Here is a 14,199-nt window from a genome sequence, read left to right as displayed (position 1 = left end):
CGTTTCACTTCACACAAGGAGAGATGTTTTGAAAAATATCCATTTAATATCAAAGAGTCTACTCACATCACTGTGTGATCTTGAGTTACTATCACTTCATTCGGAAATTTTAATAGAATTGCGTTCTAGAGGTGTTATCCGCACCAAAAATAATCCTGTAGGCGATTATGCCGAATGGCTGGTTTCTAAGGCACTAGGTATGACTCTTCTCAGTAATTCGTCGGCGGGTGCTGATGCCATCGATACTGACGGCATGAAAGTGCAGATCAAAGCGAGGAGAGTTACGCCGGATAATCCTTCCCGGCAACTGAGTGCATTGCGTAATTATGAGGCAGCCGATTTTGATTATCTGATAGCCGTTATTTTCGATGAAAATTACAACGTTCTTGATGCTTACAAAATCCCGCATGAAGTAATACGAGATTATGCTCGGCATAGTGATCACGTTAACGCACATATCGTTTACCTAAAAGGAGCAATTCTTTCTGATCCCCGAGTTATTTCCATCAAAGAAGATTTAATTGTCAGTAATTCAGCTTCAGTAAATGAAGTATCTATTGAAACTCCTCCGCTCGAAGTGGTGGAGGAAGTTTTGAAGCAGCAGGAGAAGATAGCTAGCAGCGCTACGCTGGCCGAACTCCTCAAGGCTATCGGGATGGAGTGTTTCGTCAACTACTACCTTCGTTTTGCTGATTCAAATTTATCAAGCGCTGACATCATTGAGCACATGCACTCATACGAAGGGTATACAGAGAAAAGCTGCCGGGGGCGTCTCAGTAAAGCGCGAAAAGTGATCAGGGATGGTCTAAGTATTGAAGCATTGAAGTTGATCGCTGACTCTGGACGAATACAAGATTCTGTCAGAAATGATGCGCTTAAACTAATCGGCGTTCTTGATAACACGGCTTTGTAAAACGTTGTAGTTCCTCCTACAAAACTCTCCTACAATGTGTTCTGTTTTTGTTAATAAATCCATGAGATTACGAGATCTTTGGGGCGGGGGGGATTTCGCTTCACCCACTCCAATTTCTTATCTGTTAGTACGCTAATCTATTTGTATATTAAATCTTCCGGCATTAGTGCTTATTTCCCTACTACATCTTCAGTTCCATTGAATAACCCACAACTCACGCGGCTCGTTTGATTGAGAAAAATCATATGCAACCGGTTGAGGTGGGATCGAGAATTTATACCGCCGGTTTTTCGAAATCAGACCTGATGCGTGGTGTCATTCATGCTTTGCGAAAAGAGGAGTTTATTCCAGATTTTTGATAGTCAGTGCATCAGAGGATTAATATCCTGCTTTGTTATCCCTACATACGGAGCTATTTTCAATGAGTTCACACCCAATACGTCAGGTTATCGAAGCATGTGATAAAGCTATTTCTGAGCGGAGTTTTGACGCGCTAATGGCGTATTATGCGGAGGATGCTGCACAGGTTATCAAGCCAGGGATGATTGCCAGAGGAAAGGAGAGTATTCGAAAAGCCTTCATTGCTATATCTGACCACTTTAAAAACCAGTTAGTCGTTGAACAGGGAGAGATGCAAGTCATTGAAGGTTCTGGAGATGCTTTGGTGATTATGGAAACAGTTTTGTCTTTTCCTGATGGACTGGGTGGCGTTGTGACCACTACCCGACGTGCAACTTATGTATTTCGCCATGAGCCGGATGGACGTTGGGTTTGCACGATTGACAACTCCTATGGCACCGCACTTCTCGATGAGTGTGATCATTAGGTTTTTACTTAAATACGTTTAGCGTGATTTTAAGCATCGCCCAAAAGTAGCAACGTTGGTCCTCAATACGTTTTGCCGCTCGCTGCTCCACTACATTGGGTATAAATCAAAATGTAGTGAATCTGTGGTAATTAACTGTATTCTGTTCTTATGCCAAATTTCTCTCGGTATTCCTATGTTGATAGCTTACTTAGATGCATTAAATATTTTGAGTACGCCAATTTGGGTTGTTGTACCCAAAAATCAAGAATTGCTGTTTGCTAACAAGGAAGCCCGAAAGATTGCAGGTGACTGCCATCTACCACTAATGCGTAATGGCCGATTTTCGGCACATGCGCAGCAACAGTTGGAGGCCTACCTTCCTGCTTTGGCTGGCGATGATCAGATTGTTGAGATTTGGACGATCCAGACCGCAGGAAATATCTTCCCCCTGAGTTGTCGGCTCTCCCTCACTCAGATAGAACCTTATGGTGATGTTATTGTTTTTGAAGGGCTCTATATCTCCGAAAAGGTCCTCGCTCAACCCAATATGGGGCAGTTATGCTCAAAACCCTATCGCCGAGATGAACAGGGTTTTTATGAGCAATTGTTCAATACTAATACGGCCCCGATGCTACTTATTGATCCATCGAAAGAAGGGCAAATTGTTGATGCTAATCAGGCAGCAACCCGTTTCTATGGTTATTCGCGGGATGAGATGTGCATGAAGCACACCTGGGAAATTAATACTATGGGGAAGGATGTGTTGCCGGTAATGAATGAGGTTGCCAAATTACCGGGGGGTCATAAGCCGCTAAACTTTATTCATAAATTAGCGGATGGCAATACCCGTCATGTGCAAACCTATGCCGGTCCGGTTGAGTTGGATGGCGTGCGATTGATGCTATGTATTATCCATGACATCACCGAACAAAAGCGGCTGGAGCAGGCGTTGGAACATGCTGCCCTACGCGACCCACTGACAGATTTAGGCAATCGACGTCAGTTTTTCCCCTTGGTCGAACATTCTCATGCCCAGAGCCAACGTTACGGTCACGACTTCAGTTTGATTTTATTGGATGTAGACCATTTTAAGTCCATTAATGATCAACTTGGGCATAACAAGGGGGATGAAGTTCTGATTTTGTTGGCAAGAACCCTAGAATCCATCATTCGTGAAAGCGATATCGTTTTCCGTTGGGGAGGTGAGGAGTTTGCGATTCTACTGCCTTTAACCAATCTGGAAGGGGCATTGCAACTGGCTGAATCTATTAGGGAAACCATCCAAATGATATGCCAACCTAATCTGCCACAACTCACGGTAAGTATCGGCGTCGCGCAACATCAGATAGGTGAAGATACCGATAGCTTGTTCAAACGCATGGATGAGGCACTCTACCGCGCAAAAGCATCGGGGCGAAACCGAGTGCTAGCGGCGTAGATTGATGAGCAAAGCACCCGCGGGAGTTTACGCCAGTGGCAAGTGATCCAGCGGTTTGACTTCGCGCAACACGAAGGTTGTTTGCATCTCTTTAATCCCCGATAGCTGGCGAATAACTGACATCGCAAAGGTGGAGAAACTGTCGAGATCTTCCGCCACCACTTGCAGCAAGAAATCCGCATCCCCCGCGACAGCGTAGCAAGCAATCACCGGCTTTAACGCTTTTACCTGCATTTCAAACAGTTTGGCTTCCTCTTCGCTGTGGCTATCAATTTTCACTCGAATAAAGGCTAAAATTCCCAGGCCAATTTTTCGTCGATCAATATTGGCCTGATAGCCCGTAATGACGCCACTCTCTTCAAGTTGCTTCACCCGTCGCCAGCAAGGGGAGGTCGCCATACCCACTTTATCGGCCAGCTCTTGGTTGGTCATGCGGCCAGCACGCTGCAATTGCCTTAATATTTTTATATCTGCCGGTGTTATCAGTGATGAAGGCATTTTCTACCTGATTATTATTAAGTATGGGTATAAGTTACCAATATTAGCCGAATGAGGCTGATAAAAGAAAGCACTTACCGGTGGCGGAGAGATATGATCTTTTGCACAAACTTATCGGTAAAAAGGCACTGATGTGACAGAACAAATGCGGATCGCAATTATCGTTAATCCCGAACTTCCTGTGGGTTTAATCGCCAATACCACCAGCGCAGTGGGGATTGGTTTAGCCGCAAAATTTCCACAGCTGGCGGGGACGGCGCTATCCGATTCGGAGGGCAAAGAGATTGATGTGAGTTCAAAATTGCCAGTACCTATTTTACAGGCGAATGCTTCGCAGATAAGAGATGTGTTGCTGAAAGCATTGGCGGCGACTCACGATCGGGCGATTGTACCTTTTCCCGCATTTGCCCGTTCGATGCACAGTTTTCAGGATTATGAGGCAGCGTTTTCGCTACGTTCACTTGCCGATGAGCCGTTAGATGGTTTGGGATTGGTCGGGCCGGAAAAATGGGTGCGCTCATTGACTGGCGCACTCAAATTGTTGCGTTAGCCAGGTATGCCTATTAGGTGAAAAAAAAACGGGTTCTGGCAAAGAACCCGCTTTGGGGCCTGATTTCAACGCATTAGGTCAACTGATTTAACTGCAATGTATGACCAGTCACGCCGTTGATCACTAACTCGCGATACTCATCCATTGGCAGGTTAACCGTCAATTCATGCCATGCGGGTTGATAGCTCCCAGTGCGGCTAAAGATGATATCAATTCGGTGATTATCGGTCGTCACCTGCCAGCTCAGCCATAGTGCATGGCCTTGCTGCCAGCGGTGGCTTTCGCCGTCATCTTCAAACAACATCCCGCTAGATTGCCCCGCTCCTTTGGTCGGATAGAGTGCTAGCTCGCGTTGAGAGTCCAGTTTGGCATTCACAAAAGCAATGCGCCGTGACAGCGGCAGCGCGGCACCTGCTCGCACCAGTAGCGGCAAACGCTCGAGTGGCGCATCTAAAGTGATTGTCTGCCCGCCGCTGTACCATTGCCCTGAGTGGAAACAGTACCAGCCGACATTATTATCAGGCAGATAGACCAGACGTTGGCGTTGCCCCGCCTCTACGACACTGGCAACCAGCAAATCGCGGCCCAACATAAAGTCGTCATTTTCCTTGAACGTGCCGCCATCGTGCTCATGATCGAGGAAAGTGGGGCGCAACATCGGTTCGTCATCATGGGTCGCCTGCCATTGCAGCGTATAGAAATAGGGCAACAGTCGATAACGTAATACCATGGCATCGCGAATCATCGGGGTAGCCGCAGGGTACATCCAAGGCTCGTTTACCGTGTTATCGTCATTCCATGAGTGAATGGTAAAGCGTGGATGCATCACGCCGTTTTGTACCCAGCGAATAAATAACTCTGCTTCCGGTTTATCGCCAGAGAAACCGCCCACATCGTGGCCCAGGTTGTACAACCCTGACAGGCTCATTCCCAGGCCCATACGGATGTTATAGCGCAGTGTCTGCCAGTTGGTGCGATTGTCGCCACTCCAGGTCTGGGCGTAGCGCTGCATGCCCGCACAGCCAGATCGTGATATCAGATAGGGGCGCATATCTGGTGCGAATGCTTGTTGAGCCTCCATTGAGGCGCGCATCATCAGTAAAGGCATTACTGGCCTGATATGTTTGATGGCAATTGATTCACCAAACCCATGGCATTGTGCTTCGCCATCCCACACTTCGTATTCGTTATTATCATTCCAGGTCGAACCTATCCCCATCTCCAGCAGCTGTTTGGTCACATTCTCCTGCCACCAATCCACAGTTGCGGGGTTGGTAAAATCAAGGTGAGAGCCCTCGTCATCCCAAAATGAAGAGCGCTCAGGCAGCCCGGTTTCGCCGTCACGGATAAACAACCCACGTTCAGCAACTTGCTGATATTTTGGATGATCCTGCAACAAACAAGGTTTGATATTGGCCGCCAGCTTGATACCTGCTTGCAGGAAAGCCTGACTCATTACCTTTGGCTGCGGCACTTTGTCGTAATTCCAGTTAAAGACATAGCGCTTGTTTTTGATTGAGGTATAGCCAGATGAGAGCTGGAAAGAATCACAGGGAATATCATGCTGCTGACACAGTGCAATAAACTTTTGCAATTGCACCTGCGCGTCAGGAGCATCGGTGTAATGCATGGTGGAGCCACTGTAGCCGAGGCTCCATTTCGGGCCAAATTGGGTCTTACCGGTCAGGCGGACAAAGGCTTTGGTGACATCCAGCACTTTTGGGCCGAGGAACAGGTAGTAATCAAGATCACCCGCTTCGGCCTGATAACGGCGATAAGCCAGATGATAGTTATCGATTTCGTTACCTAAATCCAGCCAACAGCTGCTGAGGTTGTCATAAAACAGGCCAAAACTGACATCATCACGGCGGGTGATGGTAAAAGGAATGTGCTTGTAGAGCGGGTCAGTGCTGGCGGCGTTATAACCCATGGCATCTAAATTGCGCATTTCAAAGCGACGGCCTGCACGGTTAAGATCACCGGCTTTCTCACCCAGTCCATAATATTGTTCATTGGGGTAGCGGCGCTGATAGTGAGCAATCGCTTCGCCTTGCGGGCTGAGCAGATAGGCGCTGGTGGGCCGATCGGCGGCCAGTGGCTGCCATTCACCCTGCGAATTTTTGTATTCCCACGCCAGATGCAAAGGCTGGTGAATCGTGACCCTTAAGCATTCAGTGGTCACTATCAGCTGCTGCTCATGGTGCTCCAACTGATAGCCTGGCACTGAGAAACCCGCCAGACTCAATCGGTCACGTCCCGACCACGGCACATCCCCTTGCGGTGCAATGCTCCATGTGCGATTCAGTGCCAGTTCGCCATTACGTTTAATCAGTACGCGACAGAGGTTTTGCTCTAACACATACAGACAAAATATATGACGGTCATCGACCCGTAATTCTAAATGGTCGGGGAATTCATTTATTAACTGCCAGTTTTTTAATGTTTTCATCACAGCTCATCTTTTTTGAGCAACAGCGCAGCGGCACTGTTGCGAACAGAATTAGGGGATAGGATTAGGTTGCCGGTTGCGCCTTATTACGGCGCTCAGCAAACAGCGCAATCAGGAATACGGCACCAATCAAATCGAAAAAGCCCATGGCGATAAACAGCGGGTTAAAACCGATGGTGTCGGAAACTGCGCCAATGAGTAAGGTAAACAGGAAGCTGGCGATCCACGCGGACGATCCCCGTAGGCCATTGACGGTCGCAACTTGATTTTTATCAAAAGAATCAACCACTAATGCGCTAAGCATGCAAGAGATAACCTGATGCCCGAAGCCGCCAATGGAGATTAGCGCAATCGCCAGATAAGGGTCTTTGGTGATAGCCACAAACGCCAGTGAAACCATCATAAAAGCACCAGTGACCGAGCTGGCAACCACGGAGTTGATGCGGCTGAAGCCAAACCACTTCTGATATAATCGAGTTAAATAACCACTGGCAACACTGCCGATATCTGCGGCCAAGAAGGGGAGCCAAGCGAACATGGCGATCTGTTTTAGATCCATCCCGCGCTCGGTGGCTAAGTAAAGTGGCACCCAGAAGCTAAATACGGCCCAGGCGGGTTCCGCCAGAAAGGCCGGGATCGCAATGCCGTAAAATTTCTTATTTTTGCTCAGAATAGCTAATGATTTCAGGAATGGCAGCCGTGGCAGCACGGGTTCATTGTCCTGATGAATTAGTTCAAACTCTTCTTTGCTCAGATTTGGATGGGTATCTGGCGAATGGTAGAAGCGCCACCACAGCAGCACCCAAATCATGGCTAAAGCACCGGAGAATAAAAACGCCCCTTGCCAGCCGAGTGCCACATGCGCCAATACAATAATGGGTGGGGCTAACATTGCGCCAATAGAGAAGCCGACGCCTGCCCAACCGGCCGCAATTGGCCGCTCTTTCTTCGGGAACCAGTCAGAAATTGCTTTGGCGTTTGCCGGTGTTGCCGCCGCTTCGGCACTGCCCATAAAGAAGCGCAACACCGCTAGCTGGAACCACGTCCCAGCGCCAGCATGCATCATGCACACCACAGCCCAAACACTGGCACAAATCAGGAACCCCATCTTTAAGCCGATGACGTCAATGAGCCAGCCACACAGCGGTTGGAAAACAGTATAAGCCAGCTGAAAAGAGGCCACGATCCATGAATATTGCTCCGTGGTCATATTCAGGCTGGTTTTCAGTTCGGGGGCGAGTATGCCCAGAGAGTTACGGGTAATATAGTTAACCGTGACCCCAAGTAGAAATAGTGCCAGCATCCACCAGCGTAGTGACTTTATTTTCCGCCGCCCGATAACTTTAGCGGATTGATTAATCTCAACACTCATCCCAGCCTCCTGCTGTTAGCCGGTAGCATATTAACCGGGCCAACGAATTGTTTTGGTATGATCCATTTTCGGTTATTAAGATTTCGCTGAGTTTTAATGTGACATTGTTCACATTAAATCGGCCAATAAAATATACTTAATTGTTTTTTAACGTATTTTTATATTTCATCAAAACAAACCGGACTGATAAGTTTTTAAAATTGGTTTACCAAAACAAGGTAGCTAGCTTAAATTGGCATTAATATGCGTTTTTTTGAAAGAATTTTCATAAGCTGGATAATATTTCAGCATTTATATTCTGTGATGGCCTGAATAAAGCATTTACCGGCTATGAAAGTTTTTTCATTTGCTAATTTGAGAGAGATCACAAAATGAATGGAAAGCTAAAAATACAAGAAATAGCCAATCAAACGGGCCTTTCAATTAGCACGGTATCCAGAGTATTAGCTGGTAAAGCCAACACCAGTGCGAAAGCAAAAAAGCAGGTGATGGCGTATGCGCAATCTCAGGGGATTTTGCAGAATTTATCCAGCGGGCGATTAATGCTCAATAACATTATGGTCTTTGCGCCGCACCGGGCTTTCGATGTGCGTACCGACATTTTCTACTACAAAGTCATCCAAGGTATTACCGAAGCCGTCAGCCAACATGAAGTCATGATTCGCTACTGCGGATTATCGGAAACGCAAAGTGATATCTCGCTGTTTCTGGAGAAAATGACCAATCCGCAGACCGAGGCTGCAATCATCATTGGTATTGATGATCCACGTATCCATACCTTAGCGGCGGGGGTACATAAACCTTCGGTGCTGGTGAATTGCCGTGACAAAGAGATGTCATTGGATAGTGTGTCGCCAGACCATCAATTGATTGGTGAGTTCTCTGCCAACTATTTGATTCAACAAGGGCATCGCCAAATCCTCACATTGCAATGCTTACGCCGCAATACCATGGAACTGCGGTTAGTGGGGATTAAAGAGGCGTTCGCCAGCCATAATATGAGTTTTGATGATAGCCAACATCTGATCACCACCCATGGTTTTGGTGCGGAAGAGGCTGAACAGGCGGTCACTGACTTTATGACGGGGTGTGAGGATAAACGCCTGTGGCCTACTGCCATTCTAGCCGGTGGCGACTATATGGCGGTAGGGGCCGTTAATGCACTGAATAAATTGAAAATAAGTGTACCTGATAGCCTATCGGTGATGAGCATGGATGGCTTTAATCTGGCTGAGATTCATGAGGTTCCGCTCACTGCGGTGCATGTTCCTCGCGACGAGTTGGGGGCCGAGGCCATCCAACTACTGCAACGACGCTTATTACGCCCAGATGCCCCCTTCAGTAATACCTTATTGCAGGGGCGATTAGTGGTTCGCTCCTCGGTGAAGCAGGTCAATCATAAAAGGACGATGTCCGCCGCAAATAAGCCATCAGATCAGTTATATGATTTGTAATGCTTATGCGGCCAATGGTCAGAATGACAATATAAAACCCACGAACAAGCCATTGCCGCTATAGTTTAGATTTGTTTCATTTAGGGTTTTCAACAGTTGAAATAGGCACAAACAGGTTTTATATAAGTCAAATGGGGATAACTTATAGCACATTGAATTTAAGGATATTGCCGCATGGAATTTAAAGACTATTATGCCGTGATGGGCTTAGAGCCCACAGCTTCGCTGAAAGAGATTAAAACAGCCTATCGTAAGCTGGCGCGCAAATACCACCCTGATGTCAGCGATGAACCCGATGCTGAAAGTAAGTTTAAGGAAGTTGCAGAGGCTTACGAAGTACTGAAAGATGCTGAACGGCGCGCTGAATATGACGAATTAAGGCTGCATCGTGACGATCCTCGCTTTAATCAGCAGCAAGCCGCCTATCATTCCGGTGGTCAACAGTGGCACAGCAGTGCCGGTGGGGGGGACTTTTCGGATTTCTTCGAGTCCTTCTTTGCCAACCGTGGCGCTTCAGCTCACCACTCGTCTCACCGAGCATCTCATGGCGTTCGGGGCCAAGATCTTGAGATGGAATTGCCACTCTTTTTAGAGGAAACACTGGCGGAGCAGACGCGCTCAATCTCTTACAAGATCCCGACTGTCGATGCTTCAGGCTTTCCGGGCCCGGACACCACTAAGACCCTGAAAGTGAAAATTCCTGCTGGTGTGGGTGATGGTGAACGCATTCGTCTTAAAGGGCAGGGCGCACCAGGTTTTGCGGGGGGAGCCAATGGCGACTTATTCCTAATTATTCGCCTTGCGCCGCATCCGCAATTTGATGTTGATGGTCAGAATTTACAAATTGTCGTGCCGTTAGCCCCATGGGAAGCGGCATTGGGGGCTAGCGTCGAGGTGCCGACTCTGACCGGTAAAATCAGCTTAACGATCCCGGCGGGTAGCCAAAGTGGTCAACGATTACGCATCAAAGGCAAAGGTTTGGTGAGCAAAAAACAGACTGGCGATTTGTATGCGATCCTCAAGGTGGTGATGCCACCGAAGCCAGACGAGAAAACGCGGGCGCTTTGGCAACAATTGTCAGAGCAGGCAGCGTTTAATCCTCGTACTGGGTGGGAGTAACAGATTATGGCTGAAATAGAAATCACCTACACTGTGACTGAGCTGTGCCAGTCAACGGGCATTATGCAGGAAGAGCTGGTCGAGGTGGTCGGATTGGGCGTGATTGTGCCGCTAGAACCCGCAGATCCTGTCTGGGTTTTTGATGCTGAGGCATTGAGCAGCCTGAAACGCGCCCAACGTCTGCAAAATGAGCTGGATCTGGACTGGTCCGGTGTGGCGGTGACCCTAACGCTACTTGAGAGAGTTGAGCAGTTAAAGAAAGAAAACGATCAACTGCGCAGGCAGCTTGATCGCTTTTTGCAAACATCTTGAGGTGACCTAAAACGGGTTGGTGCGCAGAGTTTAGCTAACCCGATATTAGCATTAGCCAATGGTGCAATGCTTTAAAGGCTGCTGACGCCGCCATCAACCCGTAATTCGGTCCCAACGACAAAGCTGGACTCATCTGAGGCAAGAAAAACCGCCGCATGGGCAAGCTCGATTGAGGTTCCCATGCGCTTGATCGGCACCAGTTGGCGTATCTGCTCGGCCAGTTTTTCTTGCTCGTCGCCTGATAGCCCCAATTTTTGCAGCGCCGGTGTCTGTGTCGGGCCGGGGCTTAGGCCATTAACCCGAATCCCTCTTTCGGCCCATTCGCCAGACAAAGTCCGCGCCAGAGAGAGTAATCCTGCCTTACTGGCGGCATAAACACTACTTTGCGGTAAACCGATATGGACGCTGGCTGAGCCACAAAGAATCACTGACGCAGGATTAGCCAGCAGTGGTAATAGTGATTGCAGCAGGAAAAAAGGGCCTTTCAGATTGGTTGAGAGTACCCGGTCAAAACTTGACTCATCCCATTTCTCAATTGGATTGTGAGTAACATCACCAGCATTGATATAGACGATATCCAGACGTGGCCAAGCTTCTGCTAGCGTTGCCGCTAACTGATATTGGTCGGTAATATTACTGGCGTCACTATTTAGCAGCAGAACGCGATCCCCCAGTTCCACACGGGCTGCCTGCAACGCTGCGACATTTCTTCCTGTGATCGCGACTGTTGCCCCCTCGGCGAGGAATTGGCGAGCGGTTTCCAGCCCGATACCGCTGGTTCCCCCAGTAATCAACGCATATTTATTACTTAAACGATTCATGGCTGGCCTTCTAATTAAGAGCAGTAGAAGACCATTTTTAATATAAAAGTATCTAAAGTATAGTAGGTACCAATTAGATACTAAGGATGAAACAGGAACGCAATGACGACCCATAAGCCATTAACAGCTAAAAATAAATTGATGACTGAAAGTGAGATAGTCGAGGAAAGGTGCCCGATGGTGCAATTTGTCGAACTTATCGCCGGAAAATGGGCAATTCCCATTCTCTATCGCTTGATTGTGACAGCAGCGCCGATTCGTTTTGGAGAGCTACAACGGGCGATTACGCCTATTACCCAAAAAGAGCTAACCCGGCAACTACGTGCTTTCGAGCAACGTGGCTTGGTCAATCGCAAAGTCTATGCTGAAGTCCCGCCACGGGTTGAGTATGAAATTACTCCGCTGGGTAAAACATTGCAGCCCACACTGGATTCATTGGCCCAATGGATGAGAGCTCACCATAAAGATCTCAATAGCGGTTTATAATACTTAGCCGTATTGCGTTAATAAATGGCTAATTCTTTTTAGCTGTTATTCGTGGTTGTTATATAACATGAAAAATATGTTGATACAGTTGTGAAAAATAATATGAAGCACACTACTGATGAGATATGTAAAAATAGTAAAATTATTAGAGTATTGGAAAAAAGTCAAAATTTAAATAGTCAGCAGTATGTACAATTTAAACGGCGGTGCTGTTAAGTTTCTAATGCAGTATATTCTGTTATACCCTGTATTCCTTGATATTGACTCAAAGGGATGAGTGATAATTACGTGATTAGATAACACTACTTTATCTATCCCCCTATCTTATTTATTGCTTGTTTATGCTTGGTGGAAATTTAAATCTGTGTTTATATGACTAAAACAAAACTAACAATAGCCTGTCAGGTAAATCAGACTCTATGGCAAGAGTGAGACCTGAATTCATTAGTGATTACATGAGCTATATAAAACTAAAGTAGCTTAGAAGTCAGTATGCGATGAGCACATATAAATGTTATTAATGTATTTTTTAGCGAACGACGTTTCTGAGATTATTAAAAGATATTCCCCTTGAAATTTTCCATCATTATTGTATTTTAACTTCGGTGATTACCTGTGCTTTTATGGATGAATAAAATGAATCTTAAATGTTAAGAACAAGGATGAAGCTTGCATTTACATGCCTTATGTTATCAGTGCAAGCTATTCACATTAATAATGAATTGCTCTTTGGTTGTCGGTTTCTAATTAGCCACCAATAGATCTCTTTGCTTATATATAAATATTTATATGTGAAACTATTATATAATAAATTTATTTATATTAGATATAATTAAAATATATAATTTAATTTGTTTTATTCATTAAGTGAAAGTAATAATAATCACTTATTCCTTTATCACATCTGAGGTGTGATTGGTTTTTATTAACTGAGTGAATATGTTTGAAGGGGTTATCTATGTATGTTGATACAGTCTCTGTTGTTTCGGGTAGTAAATTCATTGATATCAATGGGAAAGGAGTGATTGATTATGAAAAAGAGATATCACTGGATTGTTGTATGAACAAGATCCACTTCCATACTAAAAAATTAACTGTGGATATTAATGAAAAGCAAAAGAGATTGGTCATGTGCTTGTTTAATGATGTCAATCGCAAGCAAGATATTATAAAAGTCGTATGGTATGAAAACCATAAAAGCATATCTGATAATAATTATCACCAATTAATACACAAATTCAGGGCTCACTTGAAAAGTGCAGGTATACCTGATGGAATCGTTAAAACTATAAATAGGTATGGTCTCAGGCTCGATTCTGGGATATTAAAAGCCATGGCCTCCAATAAGATGAGTGATAGGTTTGTGGGCTATTAGCAGAAGATACACGTAAGTGCTACTTTCTATGTTTACTTCATTATGAATAAGAGGTTCGGGTGTTATCATTTTTCAAAAGGATAGAAATAGCACCCAGCCAAATCTTGAGAAATAAAAAAATACATATTATTATCGTAGCTATAATAATAATTATATTATATCAACTCATCGCTGTATATTATACAGTGATAAATTATAGCGAAAATCCTATTCCAGTCTTATATGAAGGCTACGATGGTATCGATGAAAGAACAAATGATAGCATTAAGATGATAGAGGAATTAAAAAAACTTAAGCTATTTAGTAAAGTTCATATAGATAATGAATTGAATAATACTGCTTATGTTGCTGAGGATATTTCCAACTATCCAATTTATAGTGGAAGAATCAGGCTTGTCGGTGTTCTTGAACATACAGATGAAGCTAAATCCATTGCTGTATTAGAGTTTGAAGGAAGGCAAGCAAGCCATTTCATTCATGATGAAATAGGTGACGGCATTACTATAGTAAAAATACTTAAGGATAAAATTATAATTAATGAAAAAAAACTTAATTACTCATTAATCCTACGATAATAAGTACACCCTAAGCTAATACGTAAGGG

Annotated in this window: 14 protein-coding genes; 10 read left to right on the top strand and 4 right to left on the bottom strand. The window is 45.4% G+C overall.

Going from position 1 to position 14,199, the window contains the following annotated elements; translation table 11 throughout:
* The first annotated feature begins 28 nt into the window (after positions 1–28).
* The 3 genes from ACZ76_RS05035 to ACZ76_RS05025 all read left to right on the top strand — a co-directional run bounded on the left by ACZ76_RS05035 (position 29) and on the right by ACZ76_RS05025 (position 3,159).
* Positions 29–913 carry a DUF6998 domain-containing protein gene (locus ACZ76_RS05035; protein ID WP_048617370.1) on the top strand — a complete coding sequence of 295 codons (885 nt, stop codon included), beginning with the start codon at positions 29–31 and terminating at the stop codon, positions 911–913.
* 421 nt (positions 914–1,334) lie between these two features.
* On the top strand, positions 1,335–1,739 hold the full coding sequence (locus ACZ76_RS05030; RefSeq protein ID WP_048617367.1) for a YybH family protein: 405 nt from the start codon (positions 1,335–1,337) through the stop codon (positions 1,737–1,739).
* 175 nt (positions 1,740–1,914) lie between these two features.
* Complete coding sequence (locus tag ACZ76_RS05025; protein ID WP_048617365.1) at positions 1,915–3,159, top strand: sensor domain-containing diguanylate cyclase; 1,245 nt, start codon at positions 1,915–1,917, stop codon at positions 3,157–3,159.
* A gap of 27 nt (positions 3,160–3,186) precedes the next feature.
* Here the strand turns inward: ACZ76_RS05025 and ACZ76_RS05020 are convergent, their stop codons facing one another.
* Entirely contained in the window at positions 3,187–3,657 is a 471-nt protein-coding gene (locus ACZ76_RS05020; RefSeq protein WP_048617363.1) for an Lrp/AsnC family transcriptional regulator, read from the bottom strand.
* A 145-nt stretch (positions 3,658–3,802) separates the two neighbouring features.
* Here ACZ76_RS05020 and ACZ76_RS05015 point away from each other — a divergent pair, with 145 nt between their 5' ends.
* Positions 3,803–4,207 carry a DUF2000 domain-containing protein gene (locus tag ACZ76_RS05015; protein ID WP_048620192.1) on the top strand — a complete coding sequence of 135 codons (405 nt, stop codon included), beginning with the start codon at positions 3,803–3,805 and terminating at the stop codon, positions 4,205–4,207.
* Between the two features lie 73 nt (positions 4,208–4,280).
* On the opposite strand, the gene ACZ76_RS05010 is transcribed toward ACZ76_RS05015, so the two are convergent.
* On the bottom strand, positions 4,281–6,656 hold the full coding sequence (locus tag ACZ76_RS05010; RefSeq protein WP_048617361.1) for a glycoside hydrolase family 31 protein: 2,376 nt from the start codon (positions 6,654–6,656) through the stop codon (positions 4,281–4,283).
* A gap of 64 nt (positions 6,657–6,720) precedes the next feature.
* Complete coding sequence (locus ACZ76_RS05005; RefSeq protein WP_005272831.1) at positions 6,721–8,028, bottom strand: MFS transporter; 1,308 nt, start codon at positions 8,026–8,028, stop codon at positions 6,721–6,723.
* 371 nt (positions 8,029–8,399) lie between these two features.
* On the opposite strand from ACZ76_RS05005, the gene ACZ76_RS05000 reads away from it, so the two are divergent.
* The 3 genes from ACZ76_RS05000 to cbpM all read left to right on the top strand — a co-directional run bounded on the left by ACZ76_RS05000 (position 8,400) and on the right by cbpM (position 10,913).
* The gene (locus ACZ76_RS05000) at positions 8,400–9,482 is read left to right on the top strand and encodes a LacI family DNA-binding transcriptional regulator (RefSeq protein ID WP_048617359.1); all 1,083 of its coding nucleotides are present in this window, start codon (positions 8,400–8,402) and stop codon (positions 9,480–9,482) included.
* A 174-nt stretch (positions 9,483–9,656) separates the two neighbouring features.
* Positions 9,657–10,601: a curved DNA-binding protein gene (cbpA, locus tag ACZ76_RS04995; protein WP_048617357.1), complete on the top strand. Its 945-nt coding sequence runs from the start codon at positions 9,657–9,659 to the stop codon at positions 10,599–10,601.
* 6 nt (positions 10,602–10,607) lie between these two features.
* Complete coding sequence (gene cbpM, locus ACZ76_RS04990; protein WP_048617355.1) at positions 10,608–10,913, top strand: chaperone modulator CbpM; 306 nt, start codon at positions 10,608–10,610, stop codon at positions 10,911–10,913.
* A 71-nt stretch (positions 10,914–10,984) separates the two neighbouring features.
* Here cbpM and ACZ76_RS04985 read toward each other — a convergent pair whose 3' ends face one another.
* The gene (locus ACZ76_RS04985; RefSeq protein ID WP_048617353.1) at positions 10,985–11,734 is read right to left on the bottom strand and encodes an SDR family oxidoreductase; all 750 of its coding nucleotides are present in this window, start codon (positions 11,732–11,734) and stop codon (positions 10,985–10,987) included.
* A gap of 102 nt (positions 11,735–11,836) precedes the next feature.
* On the opposite strand from ACZ76_RS04985, the gene ACZ76_RS04980 reads away from it, so the two are divergent.
* The 3 genes from ACZ76_RS04980 (at position 11,837) to ACZ76_RS04970 (ending at position 14,170) form a co-directional block, all read left to right on the top strand.
* Entirely contained in the window at positions 11,837–12,220 is a 384-nt protein-coding gene (locus tag ACZ76_RS04980) for a winged helix-turn-helix transcriptional regulator (protein ID WP_048617351.1), read from the top strand.
* 958 nt (positions 12,221–13,178) lie between these two features.
* Positions 13,179–13,595 (top strand): winged helix-turn-helix domain-containing protein, encoded by a 417-nt coding sequence (locus ACZ76_RS04975; RefSeq protein WP_048617349.1) that lies wholly within the window; start codon positions 13,179–13,181, stop codon positions 13,593–13,595.
* Positions 13,596–13,654: 59 nt separating this feature from the next.
* Positions 13,655–14,170: a type II secretion system protein N gene (locus tag ACZ76_RS04970; RefSeq protein WP_048617347.1), complete on the top strand. Its 516-nt coding sequence runs from the start codon at positions 13,655–13,657 to the stop codon at positions 14,168–14,170.
* Positions 14,171–14,199 lie beyond the last annotated feature (29 nt).

This window comes from Yersinia aleksiciae, assembly GCF_001047675.1.
Lineage (GTDB): Bacteria > Pseudomonadota > Gammaproteobacteria > Enterobacterales > Enterobacteriaceae > Yersinia > Yersinia aleksiciae.
Note: the sequence above shows the minus strand (reverse complement) of the source record. Positions and strands in the feature narration are given on the sequence as shown.

Coding starts and splice junctions, on each gene's coding strand:
- ACZ76_RS05030 (WP_048617367.1), top strand. CDS start 1,335: ATGAGTTCACACCCAATACGTCAGGTTATCGAAGCATGTGATAAAGCT.
- ACZ76_RS05025 (WP_048617365.1), top strand. CDS start 1,915: ATGTTGATAGCTTACTTAGATGCATTAAATATTTTGAGTACGCCAATT.
- ACZ76_RS05020 (WP_048617363.1), bottom strand. CDS start 3,657: ATGCCTTCATCACTGATAACACCGGCAGATATAAAAATATTAAGGCAA.
- ACZ76_RS05015 (WP_048620192.1), top strand. CDS start 3,803: ATGCGGATCGCAATTATCGTTAATCCCGAACTTCCTGTGGGTTTAATC.
- ACZ76_RS05010 (WP_048617361.1), bottom strand. CDS start 6,656: ATGAAAACATTAAAAAACTGGCAGTTAATAAATGAATTCCCCGACCAT.
- ACZ76_RS05005 (WP_005272831.1), bottom strand. CDS start 8,028: ATGAGTGTTGAGATTAATCAATCCGCTAAAGTTATCGGGCGGCGGAAA.
- ACZ76_RS05000 (WP_048617359.1), top strand. CDS start 8,400: ATGAATGGAAAGCTAAAAATACAAGAAATAGCCAATCAAACGGGCCTT.
- cbpA (WP_048617357.1), top strand. CDS start 9,657: ATGGAATTTAAAGACTATTATGCCGTGATGGGCTTAGAGCCCACAGCT.
- cbpM (WP_048617355.1), top strand. CDS start 10,608: ATGGCTGAAATAGAAATCACCTACACTGTGACTGAGCTGTGCCAGTCA.
- ACZ76_RS04985 (WP_048617353.1), bottom strand. CDS start 11,734: ATGAATCGTTTAAGTAATAAATATGCGTTGATTACTGGGGGAACCAGC.
- ACZ76_RS04980 (WP_048617351.1), top strand. CDS start 11,837: ATGACGACCCATAAGCCATTAACAGCTAAAAATAAATTGATGACTGAA.
- ACZ76_RS04975 (WP_048617349.1), top strand. CDS start 13,179: ATGTATGTTGATACAGTCTCTGTTGTTTCGGGTAGTAAATTCATTGAT.